Origin of the sequence: Streptomyces sp. NPDC020845 (assembly GCF_044334165.1) — a bacterium.
GTDB lineage: Bacteria > Actinomycetota > Actinomycetes > Streptomycetales > Streptomycetaceae > Streptomyces.
The window spans coordinates 423957-441724 of the sequence record NZ_JBIRSJ010000007.1; the positions used below are offsets into that span (position 1 = coordinate 423957).

The 17768-nt window shown below is 70.9% G+C and carries 15 protein-coding genes, 1 tRNA gene and 1 pseudogene; 12 read left to right on the top strand and 5 right to left on the bottom strand.

The features are described 5' to 3' along the window. Positions 1-29 precede the first annotated feature (29 nt). Genes ACH4U7_RS20410 through ACH4U7_RS20420 form a run of 3 tightly spaced genes read left to right on the top strand, consistent with a single transcriptional unit; the run spans position 30 to position 4258 of the window. Positions 30-2144: a biotin carboxylase N-terminal domain-containing protein gene (locus tag ACH4U7_RS20410; protein WP_398529267.1), complete on the top strand. Its 2115-nt coding sequence runs from the start codon at positions 30-32 to the stop codon at positions 2142-2144. Then, on the top strand, positions 2144-3088 hold the full coding sequence (locus ACH4U7_RS20415; protein WP_398529268.1) for a hydroxymethylglutaryl-CoA lyase: 945 nt from the start codon (positions 2144-2146) through the stop codon (positions 3086-3088). Before ACH4U7_RS20410 ends, ACH4U7_RS20415 begins: the two co-directional genes overlap by 1 nt. Before the next feature lie 3 nt (positions 3089-3091). Next, positions 3092-4258, top strand: a complete 1167-nt coding sequence (locus tag ACH4U7_RS20420) for an acyl-CoA dehydrogenase family protein (RefSeq protein WP_398529269.1) — start codon at positions 3092-3094, stop codon at positions 4256-4258. Between the two features lie 79 nt (positions 4259-4337). Here ACH4U7_RS20420 and ACH4U7_RS20425 read toward each other — a convergent pair. Further along, positions 4338-4688: pseudogene (locus tag ACH4U7_RS20425) on the bottom strand (family 20 glycosylhydrolase); the annotation flags it as partial. A 46-nt stretch (positions 4689-4734) separates the two neighbouring features. Then, complete coding sequence (locus ACH4U7_RS20430) at positions 4735-5997, bottom strand: RNA-guided endonuclease InsQ/TnpB family protein (RefSeq protein ID WP_398529424.1); 1263 nt, start codon at positions 5995-5997, stop codon at positions 4735-4737. A 183-nt stretch (positions 5998-6180) separates the two neighbouring features. Between ACH4U7_RS20430 and ACH4U7_RS20435 the strand changes: the two genes are divergently transcribed. The 3 genes from ACH4U7_RS20435 (at position 6181) to glmS (ending at position 9405) form a co-directional block, all read left to right on the top strand. Further along, the gene (locus ACH4U7_RS20435; RefSeq protein WP_398529270.1) at positions 6181-7137 is read left to right on the top strand and encodes a DUF4429 domain-containing protein; all 957 of its coding nucleotides are present in this window, start codon (positions 6181-6183) and stop codon (positions 7135-7137) included. Positions 7138-7212: 75 nt separating this feature from the next. Then, positions 7213-7488: a hypothetical protein gene (locus ACH4U7_RS20440; protein ID WP_319694380.1), complete on the top strand. Its 276-nt coding sequence runs from the start codon at positions 7213-7215 to the stop codon at positions 7486-7488. A 75-nt stretch (positions 7489-7563) separates the two neighbouring features. Beyond that, positions 7564-9405 carry a glutamine--fructose-6-phosphate transaminase (isomerizing) gene (gene glmS / locus ACH4U7_RS20445; RefSeq protein ID WP_398529271.1) on the top strand — a complete coding sequence of 614 codons (1842 nt, stop codon included), beginning with the start codon at positions 7564-7566 and terminating at the stop codon, positions 9403-9405. Between the two features lie 307 nt (positions 9406-9712). On the opposite strand, the gene ACH4U7_RS20450 is transcribed toward glmS, so the two are convergent. Further along, positions 9713-10234, bottom strand: coding sequence for a universal stress protein (locus ACH4U7_RS20450; protein ID WP_089506941.1), 522 nt, complete (start codon positions 10232-10234; stop codon positions 9713-9715). Between the two features lie 451 nt (positions 10235-10685). Here ACH4U7_RS20450 and ACH4U7_RS20455 point away from each other — a divergent pair, with 451 nt between their 5' ends. The 4 genes from ACH4U7_RS20455 to ACH4U7_RS20470 all read left to right on the top strand — a co-directional run bounded on the left by ACH4U7_RS20455 (position 10686) and on the right by ACH4U7_RS20470 (position 13797). Continuing rightward, positions 10686-11012: a hypothetical protein gene (locus ACH4U7_RS20455; RefSeq protein ID WP_398529272.1), complete on the top strand. Its 327-nt coding sequence runs from the start codon at positions 10686-10688 to the stop codon at positions 11010-11012. A 683-nt stretch (positions 11013-11695) separates the two neighbouring features. After that, positions 11696-13003 carry a helix-turn-helix domain-containing protein gene (locus ACH4U7_RS20460; RefSeq protein WP_398529273.1) on the top strand — a complete coding sequence of 436 codons (1308 nt, stop codon included), beginning with the start codon at positions 11696-11698 and terminating at the stop codon, positions 13001-13003. Between the two features lie 5 nt (positions 13004-13008). After that, the gene (gene orn / locus ACH4U7_RS20465) at positions 13009-13617 is read left to right on the top strand and encodes an oligoribonuclease (RefSeq protein ID WP_398529274.1); all 609 of its coding nucleotides are present in this window, start codon (positions 13009-13011) and stop codon (positions 13615-13617) included. 107 nt (positions 13618-13724) lie between these two features. After that, positions 13725-13797, top strand: a tRNA-His gene (locus ACH4U7_RS20470). A 92-nt stretch (positions 13798-13889) separates the two neighbouring features. Here ACH4U7_RS20470 and ACH4U7_RS20475 read toward each other — a convergent pair. Together ACH4U7_RS20475 and ACH4U7_RS20480 are read right to left on the bottom strand one after the other, a co-directional pair. Next, positions 13890-14120 (bottom strand): hypothetical protein, encoded by a 231-nt coding sequence (locus ACH4U7_RS20475; protein WP_398529275.1) that lies wholly within the window; start codon positions 14118-14120, stop codon positions 13890-13892. A 23-nt stretch (positions 14121-14143) separates the two neighbouring features. Next, entirely contained in the window at positions 14144-14443 is a 300-nt protein-coding gene (locus tag ACH4U7_RS20480; protein ID WP_398529276.1) for a hypothetical protein, read from the bottom strand. A gap of 142 nt (positions 14444-14585) precedes the next feature. Here ACH4U7_RS20480 and ACH4U7_RS20485 point away from each other — a divergent pair, with 142 nt between their 5' ends. Continuing rightward, positions 14586-16172: a N,N-dimethylformamidase beta subunit family domain-containing protein gene (locus tag ACH4U7_RS20485; RefSeq protein WP_398529277.1), complete on the top strand. Its 1587-nt coding sequence runs from the start codon at positions 14586-14588 to the stop codon at positions 16170-16172. A 92-nt stretch (positions 16173-16264) separates the two neighbouring features. Then, the gene (locus ACH4U7_RS20490; protein WP_398529278.1) at positions 16265-17701 is read left to right on the top strand and encodes a hypothetical protein; all 1437 of its coding nucleotides are present in this window, start codon (positions 16265-16267) and stop codon (positions 17699-17701) included. Positions 17702-17768 lie beyond the last annotated feature (67 nt).

A 17768-nucleotide genomic window follows, 5' to 3' on the forward strand; every position in this document is an offset into this window, starting at 1 on the left:
CGATGAGTCCGATGAGTCCGATGAGTCCGATGTTCGAGACAGTCCTGGTGGCCAACCGCGGGGAGATCGCCGTCCGGGTGATCCGCTCGCTGCGGCGGCTCGGTGTGCGCTCGGTCGCCGTGTTCAGCGACGCCGACGCGGACGCGCTGCATGTGCGCGAGGCGGATACGGCGGTCCGGCTCGGGCCGGCGAGCCCCGCCGAGAGCTATCTGTCGGTCAAGCGGCTGCTGGACGCGGCCGACCGGGCCGGTGCCCAGGCCGTGCACCCCGGCTATGGCTTCCTCGCGGAGAACGCGGCGTTCGCGCGCGCCTGCACCGGTGCCGGGCTCACCTTCATCGGCCCGCCCGCCGCGGCGATCGAGCTGATGGGCGACAAGATCCGCGCCAAGGAGAGCGTGCGGGCGGCGGGCGTGCCCGTGGTGCCCGGCTCCACGGGCAGCGCCCTGACCGACGCCGACCTCGCCGAGGCCGCCCGGGAGATCGGCATGCCGGTGCTGCTCAAGCCCTCGGCGGGCGGCGGCGGCAAGGGCATGCGGCTGGTGCGGGACGAGGCGCGGCTCGCGGACGAGATCGCGGCGGCGCGGCGCGAGGCCCGCGGCGCGTTCGGGGATGACACGCTGCTGGTCGAGCGCTGGATCGACGGCCCCCGGCATATCGAGATCCAGGTGCTGGCCGACGGCTATGGCCATGTCATCCATCTCGGCGAGCGCGAGTGCTCGCTGCAGCGCCGCCATCAGAAGATCATCGAGGAGGCGCCGAGCCCGCTGCTCGACCCCGGCACCCGGGCGCTCATGGGCGAGGCCGCGGTCCAGGCGGCGCGCTCCTGCGGCTATGTGGGCGCGGGCACGGTGGAGTTCATCGTCCCGGGCGCCGACCCGGCGGCGTACTGCTTCATGGAGATGAACACCCGCCTCCAGGTCGAGCATCCGGTGACCGAGCTCATCACGGGTCTTGACCTGGTGGAGTGGCAGCTGAGGATCGCGGCCGGCGAGCGGCTGCCCCTCGCCCAGGACGACATCTCGCTGACCGGACACGCCGTCGAGGCCCGTATCTGCGCGGAGACCGCCCGGGTCAGCGGCGGCAGGGTCGACTTCCTCCCCTCGGCGGGCACGGTGCTCGCGCTGGCCGAGCCGGACGGGGAGGGGGTGCGGGTCGACTCCGGGCTGGCCGTCGGCACCGAGGTCGGCACGGTATACGACCCGATGCTCGCCAAGGTCGTCGCCCACGGCCCCGACCGCCCCACCGCCCTGCGCCGGCTGCGCGCCGCGCTGGCCCGCACCACCACCCTGGGCCTGGACACCAACACCGGCTTTCTACGCCGCCTCGCCGCCCACCCGGCCGTGGCCTCCGGCGATCTGGACACCGGCCTCGTCGACCGCGAGGCCCCCGGCCTGGTGCCCGCCGCCGTCCCGGACGAGGTGTACGCGGCGGCGGCGCTGCTGCGCCAGGCGGCGCTGGAGCCGGGCGAGCCCTCCACCATGGACGGTTCGGGCTGGGTCGACCCGTTCTCCGTGCCGACCGGCTGGCGGCTGGGCGGTCGGCCCGCCTGGACCGTCCATGCCCTGCGGGTGCCCGGACACGCCCCGGTGACCGTCCGGGTGCGCGGCCGGGCCCATGACGCGGAGGTGTGGCTGGCGGGCCCGGACACCCCCGAGGCACCCGAGGCGCCCGACACGCCCGCCGACGACACGACGGTCCGGGCTCGGCTCACCCTGCCCAGGGGCGGCGACACCGTGTCCCGGGCCGTGCTGGACTGGGGCGGTGTGACCCACACCTTCGCGTACGCCGCGCAGGGCTCCGGCCACTGGCTGGGCCGGGACGGCGACGCCTGGCATGTGGTCGACCACGACCCGGTGGAGGCCGCGCTGCGCGGCGGGGCGGCCGGCGCCCACGCCGGGGAGCTGACCGCGCCCATGCCCGGCACGGTCACGGTGGTCAAGGCGGCCGTCGGCGACGAGGTCACCGCCGGGCAGGGCCTGCTGGTGGTCGAGGCCATGAAGATGGAGCACGTCATCTCCGCCCCGCACGACGGCACCGTCACCGAGCTCGATGTGACCCCCGGCTCCACGGTCGCCATGGACCAGCTGCTGGCGGTCGTCGCCCCGCACGAGACCGAAGAGCGTAAGACCGAGGAGCGTGAGTGATGGCCCTCCCCGACACCCTGCCCATGACCTTCCCGGCCCCCGGGCTGCCCGCCCGGGTCCGCATCCATGAAGTGGGCCCCCGGGACGGGCTGCAGAACGAGAAGACGCTGGTCCCGGTGGCGGTGAAGGCGGAGTTCATCCGCCGGCTCGTCGAGGCGGGGCTGACCACCGTCGAGGCGACGAGCTTCGTCCACCCCAAGTGGGTGCCCCAGCTGGCCGACGCCGAGGAGCTGATGCCGCTGCTGGAGGGCACCGAGGCCCGGCTGCCCGTACTGGTGCCGAACAAGCGCGGCCTGGAGCGTGCGCTAGCGCTCGGCGCGCGCGACGTCGCCGTGTTCGCCAGCGTCACCGAGTCCTTCGCCCGCGCCAATCTCAACCGCTCGGTGGACGAGGTGCTGGAGATGTTCGAGCCCGTCGTCACCGAGGCCCGCACCGCGGGCGCCGGGGTGCGCGGCTATCTGTCGATGTGCTTCGGCGACCCGTGGGAGGGCGCGGTCCCCGTCTCCCAGACGGTCTCGGTCGCGCGCCACCTCCTCGACATGGGGTGCGAGGAGCTGAGCCTGGGCGACACCATCGGCGTGGCCACCCCCGGCCATGTGCTGGAGCTGCTGTCCGCCCTGAGCGAGGCGGGCATCCCGGCGCAGAAGCTGGCGGTCCACTTCCACGACACCTACGGCCAGGCGCTGGCCAACACGCTCGCGGCGCTGCAGTACGGCGTCACCTGCGTCGACGCCTCCGCCGGCGGCCTCGGCGGCTGCCCGTACGCGAAGAGCGCGACGGGCAACCTCGCCACCGAGGACCTGGTGTGGATGCTCAACGGCCTCGGCATCGAGACCGGGGTCGATCTGCTCCGGCTCGCCGCGGCCAGCGCCTGGATGGCCCGGCACCTGGGCCGCCCGAGCCCCTCCCGTACCGTCCGTGCGCTCTCCCCGAAGGAGATCTGAGCCATGTCGACCGACCACCGCCTCTCGCCCGAGCACGAGGAACTGCGCCGTACCGTCGAGTCGTTCGCGCACGACGTGGTCGCCCCGAAGATCGGGGAGTTCTGGGAGCAGCATGAGTTCCCGTACGAGATCATCCGCGAGATGGGCCGGATGGGCCTGTTCGGGCTGCCCTTCCCCGAGGAGTACGGGGGCATGGGCGGCGACTACTTCGCGCTCTGTCTGGCCATCGAGGAGCTGGCCCGGGTGGACTCCTCCGTGGCGGTCACCTTGGAGGCGGGCGTCTCGCTGGGCGCGATGCCGATCTTCCGTTACGGCACGGAGGAGCAGAAGCGCCGCTGGCTGCCCGGACTGTGCTCGGGCGAGTCCCTGGGCGCGTTCGGCCTGACGGAGCCCGGCGGCGGCTCGGACGCGGGGGCCACGCGTACCACCGCCCGGCTGGACGAGGCCACGGGCGAGTGGGTGATCAACGGCACCAAGTGCTTCATCACCAACTCCGGCACGGATATCACCGCGCTGATCACGGTCACCGCGGTCACCGGTCGCAAGCCCGACGGCAGCCCCGAGATCTCCACGGTCATCGTGCCCTCGGGCACCCCCGGCCTCACCGTCGCCGCCCCCTACTCCAAGGTCGGGTGGAACGCGTCGGACACCCGCGAGCTGTCCTTCTCCGACTGCCGGGTACCGGCGGACCATCTGCTCGGCGAGAAGGGCCGCGGCTACGCCCAGTTCCTGCGGATCCTGGACGAGGGCCGGATCGCGATCTCCGCGATGGCCACCGGTCTGGCCCAGGGCTGTGTGGACGAGTCGGTGGCGTATGCGAAGACCCGCGAGGCGTTCGGCCGCCCCATCGGCGCCAACCAGGCCATCCAGTTCAAGATCGCGGACATGGAGATGCGGGCGCATATGGCCCGGGTGGCCTGGCGGGACGCGGCCTCGCGGCTGGTGCGCGGCGAGCCGTTCAAGAAGGAGGCGTCGATCGCCAAGCTCTACTCCTCCGAGGTCGCGGTGACCAACGCCCGGGAGGCCACCCAGGTGCACGGCGGATACGGCTTTATGAACGAGTATCCGGTGGCCCGGATGTGGCGGGACTCCAAGATCCTGGAGATCGGCGAGGGCACCAGCGAGGTCCAGCGGATGCTGATCGCCCGCGATTTGGGTCTCGCGGGCTGACCGGTCAGCCCGCGAGGCCCGGTCAGCCCCCGCGGGCTGACCGGGCCTCGCGTGGGCTGACGGCTCGGCGTCGCGCGGCTCAGCGTGTGGGCCACGGCACCTGGGGCGAGCGGTAGTAGTCGATGCCGAGCGCGTCCCAGCGCGGACCCTGCGCGGCCAGCCGCACCCGGTACCCGGCCCAGTCATGCGTGGCGGCCGGGGACCAGCCGAGTTCGGCGATGCCCGGGAGCCGGGGGAAGGCCATGTACTCGAGGTGCGCGCTCGTCGACAGGGTCTCCGTCCACAGCGGCGCCTCGACCCCGAAAACCGAGGACGCAGGCGCGCCCTTGATATACGCGCCCGGGTCCCAGTCGTAGGACTGCCGGGCGTCCACCAACCCGGCCCAGTCCTGCCCCAGCGGGGTGTCCTTGTCGTACTTCATGTCCAGCTGACGATCCTCTCCCGGCTGGCACCCGGAGATTCCCCTCGACTACTCGTTAGGTGGCCGGTTGGGTTTCACGCGTCCGCTTGCGCCCGTGGGCAAAACTCGGCGCTCGAAAGCGCCTGCGCGTGCTATTGGTGACCGAGCCACCCGCCCGGCGGGCTCGGGCCTCGATCTCCAGCGAGGCGTTGTGATCGGCGTCGTCCTCGTGCCCACAGTGGACACAGGCAAACAGCCTGCCGCACCCCTTGCGGGATGCAGGATCGACCCGGCCGCAGGCGGCACAGGTCTGGGATGTGTGGAAAGCGGGCACCGCTATCAACTTGGCCCCGTACAAGTCACACTTGTACTCCAGTTGGCGCCGCCGCTCGCCAGGACAGTTGTCCAGGATCGAGCGGTTGAGCCCGGCCTTCTGCCCGACGTTACGGCCAGGCCGTTCCACAGTGCCTTTGGCACTGGCGGTCATACGGGTCACACGCAGGTCCTCGATACCGACGAAGCCGTGGTTTTTGGCGAGATCAGTGGTGAGCTTGTGCGTGAAATCCGAGCGCCGACGCGCTTCCTTGCTCTTCAGCCTGGCGATGGCCGCGATTGTCTTGCGTAGCCGATTGCCGTACGCGCCTTCCCGGTGCTTCTTCGCATAGGTGATCTGGCGGGCCTTGCGCTGCTCCAGCACCTTCAGCCGCTGCTGCTCGTTCTTCGTGAGCCCGTCGGGTTTGACACGTGGTGCGGGCTCGGTGGACACATACGCAGAGGATGCAACCCCGAAGTCCACTCCGCACCCGGGCCGCCCGTTCGGCGCAGCCGCTCTGCCGCCGGTCGCCACGCCGAAGGAGACGTGCCAGCCGATCCCGTCCCGGCTGATGGTGACGTTGCGGATGCTGCCGCCGATCGCCCGAGAAAGCCGGAAGCGCACCCAGCCCAGCTTCGGAACGCGCACCTCAGCCCAGCGCCTGTTCACCTTGCGCACTTTGACCGCCTGCCCCGGGAGCGGGACCGACACCCGGCGCGCACGCTTCCTGCGCTGTGGGGGCCCAGCTGGATGCTCCGGATTCCAGAAGTTGTCATAAGCGGCATCGAGATGGCGCAGAACCTGCTGGGCAGCTTGGGCAGGAAGCTCGGCCAGCCAGGTCAATTCCGCCCGCCCAACGGTCAACTCTCGGCACTGCTCAACCGCACGCATCGTATGCCGACGCTGTTCCCACAGATAAACCCGCTGCTCAAGCGCCATGTTCCACAGAGCGCGGCAAGTGTGCCCCCACTCAGTAAGGGCCCTCTCCTGGTCCCGGGTGGGATAGAGCCGATACCGGCGCCCCATGTCAGCCTTCACACAGCAAACCCTACCAACCGTCACCGGTTATTTACACAGCGTTCGCCGCGTTCGACCAGAAGTTGCTTCGTGGAACGAAGCGACGAAGCACCGCATCCTGACTACCGCGAGACCCGGTTGAGATCAAGGTGCAGACCATTAGACACCTATCGACCTGTCAGAATTTCCGCCATGGCGGAACTCACCCAGCGCGACGGAACATGGAGCTTCGACGGCGACACCGTGCGGATCGTCCCCGGCAGGGACAAGCGAGTGAATCCGGTGCGCCAGGCACTCGGCGAACTCGCGGTGCCACTGGACGCGTTGGCCGGTATCGCATACGAGCCGGGGCGCCGGACCGGGCGGCTGCGGCTGAAGCTGCGCGAGGGCGCGGACCCGCTGCTGCAGGCGGCGGGCGGCGAGTTGCCGGACGCCGCCGACCCGTACCAGCTGCCGGTGGAGTCCGAGCGCGCCGGCGTCGCCGAGTACTTGGTCGACGAGGTGCGTCAGGCCCTGTTGCTGGAGCAGGTGGGCTCCGGGCCGTGCGACCGCTATCTGCTGCCGGGCCCCTCGGTGCCGCTGTCGGCGTCGGCGGGTGACGGCACGGCCTTCTTCGACGGCGAGCAGATCCGCCTGGAGTGGAACTGGAAGACGGAGCAGGCGAAGAAGTCGGGCGGGCCACGGGTCTTCCCGGTGTCGGACATCGAGTCGGTGAAGTGGAGCCCCGCCAAGGGCCTGGAGAACGGCTACCTCCGCTTCGCCCTGGTCAAGGTCCCGACCTCGGCCCCGCCCAAGTACGACCCGTACGCCATCGTGATGTACGGCCTCAAGCGGGACCCGCTGATGGCCCTGATCGCGGCCGCGGTCACGGCCCGGCTGCCGCACCCCGCCGGGCCGCCGGAGCCCGCCGACGCGGTCCCGGTGCCCGCCGACGCCGTCCCGGTGGCGCTGGCCAAAGCCCCCGCCGCACTCACGGGCGGGACCGGGACCGGACACGACGGCGACGGCGACAGCGACAGCGGCCAGGGGGAGGCGGATCACGACGCGCTGCTGCGCCGGCTGCGCGAGCTCGGCGAGCTGCGCCGCGACGGGGTGCTCACGGAAGAGGAGTTCACCACCGTCAAACAGGCCGTGCTCCGCCGTTTCTAGCCACCCACCCCTCCCTCCTGCCCGATATCGGGCAGGATTCTTGCGAAACGGGACGGCTCACCGCAGTATCTACGAGTGCTCGATCGCCGCATGTCCCACGATGACCTCATCGACCACCTGGTACGCAGCACGCCGCTCAGCCGCGGCGAGGCCGCCCGGGTGGTGCTGGACGTGCTGGCGTACTTCGACGAGACGACCGAGGAGTTCGTCCGCCGCCGCCACCGGGAGCTGCAGTCCGGCGGGCTGACGAACGCGGACATCTTCGAGCGGATCACGGCCGAGCTGCCGCACCGCGCGGTGGCCCCGCCCGATCTCTCGCTGCGCCAGCTGCGCCGCATCGTCTACGGCTGAATCGTGTACGGCTGAATCGTGTACGGCTGAGCCGAGCACTCATGAGCGACCCAACAGGGAGGGACCGACACCACCATGTGCGGAATCGTTGGATATATCGGGAAACGCGATGTGGCGCCGCTGCTGCTGGAGGGCCTTCAGCGCCTGGAGTACCGCGGCTATGACTCGGCCGGGATCGCGATCCACGCCAAGCCCGCCAAATCAGGGCAAGCCACACAATCCCCCGGACTGAAGACCGCCAAGGCCAAGGGCCGGGTCCGCGAGCTGGAGGCCAGGCTCCCCAAGCGCTTCGCGGGCACCGTCGGCATCGCGCACACCCGCTGGGCCACCCACGGCGCCCCCAACGACATCAACGCACATCCGCACCTGGACGCCGACGGCAAGGTCGCCATCGTCCACAACGGCATCATCGACAACGCGGCCGAGCTGCGCGCCAAGCTCACCGCCGACGGCGTCGAGCTGGTCTCCGACACCGACTCCGAGACCCTGGCCCATCTGATCGGCCGCTCGCAGGCCGACACCCTGGAGGAGAAGGTCCGCCAGGCCCTCGCCCTGGTCGAGGGCACGTACGGCATCGCCGTACTGCACGCGGACTTCCCCGACCGGATCGTCGTCGCCCGCAACGGCTCCCCCGTGGTGCTGGGCATCGGCGAGAAGGAGATGTTCGTCGCATCGGACGTCGCCGCCCTGGTCAGCCACACCCGCCAGGTGGTCACCCTCGACGACGGCGAGATGGCCACCCTCAAGGCCGACGACTTCCGTACGTACACCACCGAGGGCTCCCGCACCTCCGCCACGCCGACCACCGTGGAGTGGGAGGCCGAGTCGTACGACATGGGCGGCCACGACACCTATATGCACAAGGAGATCCACGAGCAGGTCGACGCCGTGGACCGGGTGCTGCGCGGGCGGATCGACGACCGCTTCGCCACCGTCCGCCTCGGCGGGCTCAACCTGGACGCCCGCGAGGCGCGCGGGGTGCGCCGGGTGAAGATCCTCGGCTGCGGCTCGGCGTACCACACGGGTCTGATCGGCGCCCAGTTGATCGAGGAGCTGGCCCGCATCCCCGCGGACGCCGAGCCCGCGAGCGAGTTCCGCTACCGCAACCCGGTCGTCGACCCGGACACGCTCTACATCGCGGTCAGCCAGTCCGGCGAGACATACGACACCCTGGCCGCCGTCCAGGAGCTCAAGCGCAAGGGCGCGCGCGTGCTCGGCGTCGTCAATGTCGTCGGCAGCGCGATCGCCCGCGAGACGGACGGCGGGGTGTACGTCCACGCGGGCCCCGAGGTGTGCGTGGTGTCCACCAAGTGCTTCACCAACACCGCCGTCGCCTTCGCCCTGCTGGCCCTCCACCTCGGCCGGATCCGCGACCTGTCCGTCGCCGACGGCAAGCGGATCATCGCCGGGCTGCGGCGGCTGCCCGAGCAGATCGCGGAGGTGCTGCGCGGCGAGGAGGAGATCAAAAAGCTCGCCGCGGAATACGCGAATGCGAAGAGCATGATGTTCGTCGGCCGGGTGCGCGGCTACCCGGTGGCCCGTGAGGCCTCCCTGAAGCTCAAGGAGGTCTCCTACGTCCACGCCGAGGCGTACCCGGCCTCCGAGCTCAAGCACGGCCCGCTGGCGCTCATCGAGCCCGAGGTGCCGACCGTCGCCGTGCTGCCGGACGACGATCTGCTGGAGAAGAACCGCGCGACGCTGGAGGAGATCAAGGCCCGCAGCGGCCGGATCCTGGCCGTGGCGCACCAGGAGCAGGAGAAGGCGGACCACACGATCGTGGTGCCGCGCAACGAGGTTGAGCTGGACCCGATCCTGATGGGGATTCCGCTGCAACTCCTCGCGTACCACACGGCGCTGGCCCTCGGCCGCGACATCGACAAGCCGCGTAACCTGGCGAAGTCCGTCACGGTGGAATAACCGCCCGTCAGGCGGGCCCGCTGCGTAACTGCTCGGCGGTCCCCCGCGTGTGCCACCACGCACGCGGGGGCCGCCTCCCCTGTGCCGGCGTCGCCCTTACGCCGGCAGGTGAGCCGCCGACGGGAACCGTCACTTCCCGGCCGACGGCACGCTGACGCAAGCCCGTTCGCTCGTTTTTTACCCGTCACAAACGCACAATCCACCTCTACGCACGGGTAGATTTGGCGTTTGTCAAGCCGGACTTGGCGCCATCTACCCGGCGGTCAAAGGGAGTTGAGGGTGTCTGGTTTCCAGCGATCCTCAACGCTCAGGGAATGACCACCACGGGCCGCTGCGCCCGGCGCGCCAGCCGCCCCGCGACCGACCCGAAGATGCGCCCCACCAGACCGTGTGTGGAGCCGACGACGATCGCGTCGGCCGCGTACTCCCGGCCGACCTCCTCCAGCTCATGGCAGATGTCCCCGCCCCGCTCCACCAGGATCCAGGGCACCTCGGCGAGATGGTCGGCGCAGGCCAGCTCCAGACCCAGCACCTCGGTGCGGTGGTCGGGCACATCGACGAAGACGGGAGGCTCGCACCCGGCCCATACGGTCGTCGGCAGCCGGTTGGCCACATGGACGATGATCAGCCCGGAGCCGGAGCGCCGGGCCATGCCGATCGAGTACGCGAGGGCGCGCTCGCTCGATGTCGAACCGTCGAATCCCACCACGACGCCGTGCTGGAACGCCGGATCGCAGGAATGACGTGATTCTTCCGCCGCTTCGGGGTGCGCCATGTGATCGGCGACCCGCTTGCGGTCCGCGGGTTCGGGGATTTCGTGACCGGCCATCGGTGTCTCGGCGAAGGAAGTCCTCGTGAGGAGGGAACGGCGGGGGCTTGAGGTTTGCGGTTGTCGGGGACGGCGGCTCGCCGGCGCTCGGGGGAGCGTATCGAACGAACCGAATCCGTCCGGGATTCATCTTTCCAAGCCCTTACCCCTAAGGGTACGGCGCCACTCCCCTCCTGCCCAGAGAGCTCTTGGGCGGCGAACCGCCCGAGGCGTTCCACGGAGCATGCCGGAGGGCGGCCCGTAACGCAATGCCCCAAGTGGTCCCGACCGTGCCGATGTGCGGCTCCACCGGGTGACCCGAGCGAGCCTCTAGTAAACCCTGAGTCTTCGTGGGGCGTACACCGAGCGGACGGTCCGCAGTGACCCCGACGCCCGCTCGGCGTTGTAGTAGCCGCGCGGTGATCGCGCACCGCCCCGGCCCCCCGTCCGCCGCCCTCCGAGGAGCAGATACGTGCCCGCCACCGTCGAGTACGACGCGCCCCGCGAGGGCCGTGACCACCCCGCCAGAACCCCGGCCGGGGAGGCGGCGGACGAGGTGATCCGCTGGGGCGCGTTCAGCTGCGCCCTGGTGCCCGTCGTGCTGCTGGTGTGCGGTTCGCCGTTCGGCGCGGCGGTCGGCGCCGCCGTCGGTCTTGCCGCGGTCACCGCCGTCTGCCGGGCGCTGCTGCGCCGCTGTGAGCGCACCGCCGCCAGGCTCGCGGGAACGGTCATCAGTCCACATCGTGGACGACATGGGCGGACCGGAATCGGGGCGCACAGGGGCGGCCGACGCGGCTAAGACCGTCCGGCAGTAGGGAACGCGGGTGAAGGAGGGGGTACCTCCCAGGCCCGCAGGGCCCGGGAGGAGGGTCGAGGGCCGAGTCCGGGCGTGCCGCTGAGGAGAGCGCGCGGCTCCCCCAGCTACCGCTGGGGGCACCCCCTGCGTGCGACGAGCGCGGTGCGGCTGGGGGCACCTCCCAGCGGTAGCTGGGGGAGAGAGCCATCGGCCCGCGACGCCGCGGGCCCTGCTGTCGGACGGCCCAGGGGCGCGCTCCGTAGCGCTCCGGGTACACAGTGGTGAGCGTCACCGCAGGGGTCGTACGCCCGGCGGAGGACCCTTCCGCACGTCTGCGCCCACTTCTTTTCAGCCAACTTCCCGTCAAAGTTCTTTCCTTGGCAAACGCTCACCCCAACCCCCTCCGACCAGCGAGGAAAGGGGTATGAGCGGGCTCTACCCCCTACGCGAAGTGGGTACGAGGGCTAGGCCTACTTCACAGGGAGGCCCACGAGTGCAACGCTTCGTGATCGAATGCTTCCCGCCAAGTTGTCATGTCGACATAGTGGCGGGTGGTGAACTGGTCACGGCGACCACACGCGACACAGTAGATTCGATCTTGGCCATGACCGGCGGGGGAACCGTTCAGGACCGAGGGGAAACGTGCAGGACCGAGAGGACGCGACCACCGAGGGGGGCTTAGTTCGATGAGCCAGGACTCCACGACCGTACCGGAGACCTCGCGCAAGCTCTCCGGACGCCGGCGACGAGAAATCGTCGCGGTGCTGCTCTTCAGCGGCGGCCCTATCTTCGAAAGCTCCATCCCGCTCTCCGTCTTCGGCATCGACCGTCAGGACGCCGGAGTCCCGCGGTATCGACTGCTGGTGTGCGCGGGCGAAGATGTGCCACTGCGAACGACCGGCGGACTGGAACTGACCGCACCATACGGCCTGGAGGCGCTGTCCCGGGCCGGCACCGTCGTCGTACCGGCCTGGCGGTCGATAACCCAGCCGCCACCGACCGCCGCGCTCGACGCGCTGCGCCGCGCGCATGAGGAGGGCGCGCGGATCGTGGGCCTGTGCACCGGGGCCTTCGTACTCGCCGCCGCGGGGCTGCTGGACGGCCGCCCGGCGACCACCCACTGGATGTACGCGCCGACGCTCGCCAAGCGCTATCCGTCCGTCCATGTCGACCCGCGCGAGCTGTTCGTGGACGACGGCGACATCCTGACCTCGGCGGGCACCGCCGCGGGCATAGACCTGTGTCTGCACATCGTGCGCACCGACCACGGCGCGGACGCCGCGGGCGCCCTGGCCCGCCGCCTGGTCGTCCCGCCGCGCCGCAGCGGAGGGCAGGAGCGCTATCTGGACAGGTCATTACCAGAGGAGATCGGCGCGGATCCGCTCGCCGAGGTCGTGGCGTGGGCACTCGAGCATCTGCACGAGCAGTTCGACGTCGAGGCCCTGGCCGCCCGTGCCTATATGAGCCGGCGCACCTTCGACCGCCGGTTCCGCTCGCTCACTGGGAGCGCTCCACTGCAGTGGCTGATCACCCAGCGGGTGCTGCAGGCGCAGCGTCTCCTGGAGACCTCCGACTACTCCGTCGACGAGGTCGCCGGGCGCTGTGGCTTCCGCTCCCCGGTCGCGCTGCGCGGACACTTCCGGCGGCAGCTGGGGTCCTCCCCGGCCGCCTACCGGGCCGCGTACCGCGCCCGCAGGCCGCAGGGCGGCGCCCCGGACCGCCCGGACCGTCCCGAGCGCCTGGAGCGGGGTGACCGGCTGGAGCGAGCCGAGCTGGGCGAGCAGCGGCCCGGTGAGCACTCCATGCCGCTACGGCGCCCCGGCGCGCCCCTCACCCACCCCGCCCACCCCCATCACGCTCCGCATCCGCACGGCGGAGCCGATCTGGGCAAGCCGGAGTCCGACGCCTACGCCCCGCGCCTGCCCGAGCAGGCCACCGGTCGTGCGCCCGGCCGCCCGACCCTGCCCGGCCAGCGGGAACGCCCCGTAGGGTGAGACGTATGAACGATCGCATGGTGTGGATCGACTGCGAGATGACCGGGCTCTCGCTGTCGGACGACGCGCTTATCGAGGTGGCCGCGCTGGTCACGGACTCCGAGCTGAACATCCTGGGCGAAGGGGTGGACATCGTTGTCCGGCCGCCCGCTCAAGCGCTGACCACCATGCCCGAGGTGGTGCGCGAGATGCACACGGCCTCCGGACTGCTCGCGGAGCTGGACGGCGGGACCACGCTGGAGGACGCCCAGCGGCAGGTCCTGGCGTACATCCGCGAGCATGTCCCGGAGCCGGGCAAGGCCCCGCTGTGCGGAAACTCGGTCGGCACCGACCGCGGTTTTCTGTTCCGGGACATGCCCGAGCTCGAGAGCTATCTCCACTACCGGATCGTCGACGTCTCGTCGATCAAGGAGCTGGCCCGCCGCTGGTATGCGCGCGCCTACTTCAACAGCCCGAAGAAGAACGGCAACCACCGCGCTCTCGCGGATATCCACGAGAGCATCGCGGAGCTGCGCTACTACCGGGAGGCGATCTTCGTCCCGCAGCCCGGCCCGGACTCGGACACGGCCAAGTCGATCGCCGCGAAGCACGTCCTCCCGGCCCGGCAGTCGTGACGCGCTTGCTCCCGGCTGCTTCCGGCCCGGAAAAGCCGGGAGCGAGCACCCCCGCGGACCCTGTACACTTTTTCTCGGCCGGTGCGGAGCGGAAAGCGCCGGTCATGGTGGGTATAGCTCAGCTGGTAGAGCACCTGGTTGTGGTCCAGGATGTCGCGGGTTCGAGTCCCGTTACTCACCCTGAATGACCAAGGGCCTGACCTGCGCAAGCGGGTCAGGCCCTTGGTGCTTTGGGAACACAGTGGGAACACAACCCCCCTGATCCGGCGGTATCAGCCCTCCGGGTCCGGATGTCGTACGACCCGCTTCACCGCGGCCTCGATCTGCCCGCGCGGTGTGCCCGTCTCCTGGGCGTGCGCGGTCACCGCCGCCTGGATCTCGACGGCGGCCTCGTACCAGCGCTTCCATTGCGCCTCGCGCTCGTCGCCGTCGAGCCCGGTGAGCTTGGCGCGCTCGGCGTCCGCGTTCTGCTGGAGGGTGATGAGTCTGTCGGGGATATCCACGCGTTGGATCATATGTCCGACCCTCAGGATCTCCAGCGGTGGTGGCGGGTTTCGCCGTGCTCCTTCCCCCGGCTCCGTCCGGACGGCCGCCACGACGTCCAGGTGAACTTGTCGCCGCCCACCCAGCGGACGACGTCCGGGTCGTCGAGGTCGGCGTCCTCCATGCCGACCATGCGGGCGATCTCGATCACATCCAGGACCGAATGCGCCTTGCCGATCACCTCCCCGGCGACCTCGATCAGACGGAACGGCGGGTCGTTCGGCTGCACCCCGAGCACCACGATCGGCGGCAGGTGGACGCGCGGGCTCTCGCTCTCGGTCATATGTCCACGCTGCGGCCCCCGCCGCGGCTTTGCACCTCGAACCGTCCCGGCCGGCCGTCGCCGGTTCGGCCGCCCTCCGGTCGCCCGGCCCCGGGCGCCCGCTCAGGATGGCCGCAGGGGCACGGCGGCCGGGACGGGTGCGATGGACGACGAGGCGATACGCGACGACAGACGTGACGGACACAGTCTGGGGCGCAGGGGCTTCCTCGGGGCGGTGGGGGCCGCCGGAGTGGCGGTGGCCGGGTGCGAATCGTCGGGCGGTGGGGAGCGCGGCAGGGCGGCCCGGCCCTCCAAGGCCCTCCAGCGGGCCGTGGACGCCGAGCGGGCCAAGCCGGGCAGCGCCGGCTGGCGGATCCGCTCGGTCGGGCCTCAGGACGCCGTAGAGGGCTATACGGACAAGGTGAGCGTGGTGCCCGGCGAGGGGTTCGGGCTGTATGTGTCGACCACCGCGCCCGGCTTCCGCGTGTCGGCGTACCGGATGGGCTGGTACGGCGGGGCGCAGGCGCGGCTGATCTGGCGCTCGGGCCGGCTGCCCGGCCGCCGGCAGAACCCGCCCGTGCTGATCGACGCCACGCGTACGGTCCAGGCGGACTGGAAGCGCACCGTCCGGGTCCGCGCCGAGGGCTGGCCGGAGGGCGCGTATCTGCTCCGGCTGGACGCGGACAACGGCCACCAGCGCTACATCCCCCTCATCGTCCGCTCCGAGAAGGCCGCGGGCCGCACCCTGCTGATGCACGCGGTGGCCACCTGGCAGGCGTACAACACCTGGGGCGGCTTCAGCCTCTACCAGGGCCAGGACGGGGCGTACGGGACGCGCTCGCTTGCCGTCGGCTTCGACCGGCCGTACGACGGCAACGGCGCGGTGAAGTTCCTGGTCCACGAGCGGGCGCTGGTCGCGCTCGCGGAACGGCTCGGCATACCGCTGGCCTACACCACGGGCGTGGACGTGCACCGCGATCCCGGTGTGCTGCACGACGCCGCCGCGGTGATATCGCTGGGCCACGACGAGTACTGGACCCCGCAGCAGCGCCGCTACGTCACCCACGCCCGCGACACCGGGACCAATGTGGCGTTCCTCGGCGCCAACACCTGCTTCCGCCGGATCAGGCTGGAGCGCGGTCCGGGCGGCGCGGACCGCACGGTGATCTGCTACAAGACCGCGTACCACGACGACCCGTATCTCGCGAGCCGCCGCGACCTGGTCACCACCGACTTCCGGCAGCCGCCCGCCGCCGACCCCGAGTCCTCCCTGACCGGTGTCTTCTACGAGGGCTATCCGACCGATGCCCCGTACGTCGTGCACACCCCCGGCCACTGGGTCTTCGCCGGCACCGGGGTCCGGCGGGGCGACTCCTTCGCCCATCTCGTCGGGGTGGAGTACGACCGGGTGACCCCGGGCGAGCCCACCCCGGAGCCGCTGGAGATCATCGCCCACTCCCCCCTGGTCTGCAACGGCCGGCACAGCCACGCCGACTCCGCGTACTACACCGTCCCGAGCGGGGCGGGCGTGTTCGCCACCGGGACGATGCGATGGGTCGAAGGGCTCATGGCGGGGACCCGCGAGACCGGGCGCAACCACGGCATGGACGCGCGGACCGGCGCCTTCGTCCGGCGCACCACCGAGAATCTGCTGCGCGCCTTCGCGGCGGGCCCCTGCGCGGAGCACCGGCCGAAGCCCACGGACAACGTGGCCGCCGTCTATACCGGGGTGTCGCGCATGCGCGCATGAGGCGTGTTCATTCTCATCCCATCTCCTCGAAACCTCCCGGCCCCCTCCCCAACACCCGTATGGTGCCCGGGACTTGTCAACGGGAGGCTCCCATGCGGAGAACGGGTAAGGCCCGGCACGGCGCGCTGCGCCGCCGGGCGCCATGGATCGGTATGGCGGTGGCCACGGCACTCGGGGCCGGCGCGCTGCTGTTCACCAACGCCACATCGCAGGCCGCCGTGGCCGACAACCCCGGCGCGCTGAAACCATTAACGACCTCGGCGGAGTTATCGAAGCTCACGCTCACCCAGCGCAAAGTGGCCGACACCACGATCGCCGAACTCGACCGGCGGCTGCCCAACGTGGGCGTGGACACCGTGCTGGGGAGCGCCAACCACACCATGCCCACCCCCACCTCGAGCCCGGCCTGCCGCGCCTCCGAGAAGGCCGCGCTGCCGGTGAAGCCGAAGGCCACCGAGGCGTACTGCTTCACCACCGGTGACGCGCTGACCCAAAGCTGGCTGCCGCAGTCGGTCACCTCCTCCGGGGACGCGGACGACGACGGCGCCTGGGGAGCGAACAAGGTCATCCTCTCCGGCTGGACGCACAACGACCACCTCTACGACGAGTACCCGGGCGCCGAGCCCGCCGCCGACCGCGGCCTGGCCCGGGTCGCCTTCATCGACGCGAACACGCCCGGCGCCTTCAAGTACCGCTGGGTGCTGCTGACCGTGCCCACCGAGGGCGGCGCCAACTTCGCCAAGCTGGGCTCCCACCTGGGCGGCATGGTCTGGTACGGCGACAAGCTCATCGTGACCGCGTCCAACGGCGACGCCGGCCAGAACGCCCTTTACGTGTTCTCGATGAAACACATCCTCCAGGCGACGGTGAACTCCACCGCCATCGGCAAGGTGAGCGGCGGCTACTCGGCCCACGGCTACCAGTACCTGATGCCGGCCATCGGCTCGTACGGCCTGAGCGGGAAGTGCTCCTCGGCGAACGACGACGGCGTCCCCTGCTTCGCGTCCATCTCGCTGGACCGCTCCACCACGCCGCACCGCCTGGTCGCCAATGAGTGGTTCTCCTCGGGCGGGACCCAGCCCGCGCGGCTGTTCCGGTACGACCTCGGCCCGACGGAGGGCGCCATGCCGCTGGCCGTGAACGGCTCCGGGAAGGCCCTGGCCGCCGACGCGTACGAGACCAAGGCGGTGGGTATCCAGGGCGCGCTGTCGTACCAGGACAGCGCGGGCGGCAAGCGCTGGTACGTGCCCAGCGCCCGGGGCGGGCCCGGGCAACACGGCATCATGTGGCGCCAGGACACCGCCAAGACGACCGCGACGACCTGCTCGGGCACCGACCTGGCCGGCGCGTGCTGGGCCAAACACTCCGAGTCCATGTCGCTGTGGTGGAGCACCAAGACGGTGTGGTCGGTCACCGAGTGGGCCGCCGATGCCAAGGGGCACTGGCAGGACCCGACGTCCAGCGGCTGGCAGGACCGGGTCGTCCCCGAACGGGTGCTGTTCGCCGTGCCCTTGTCCTCGCTCGGCTGACCACCGCCGACGGGCCGCCGCCCACTGCGCCACGCAGGTGAAACGCCCCGCGGCGGCGAAGCCCGGC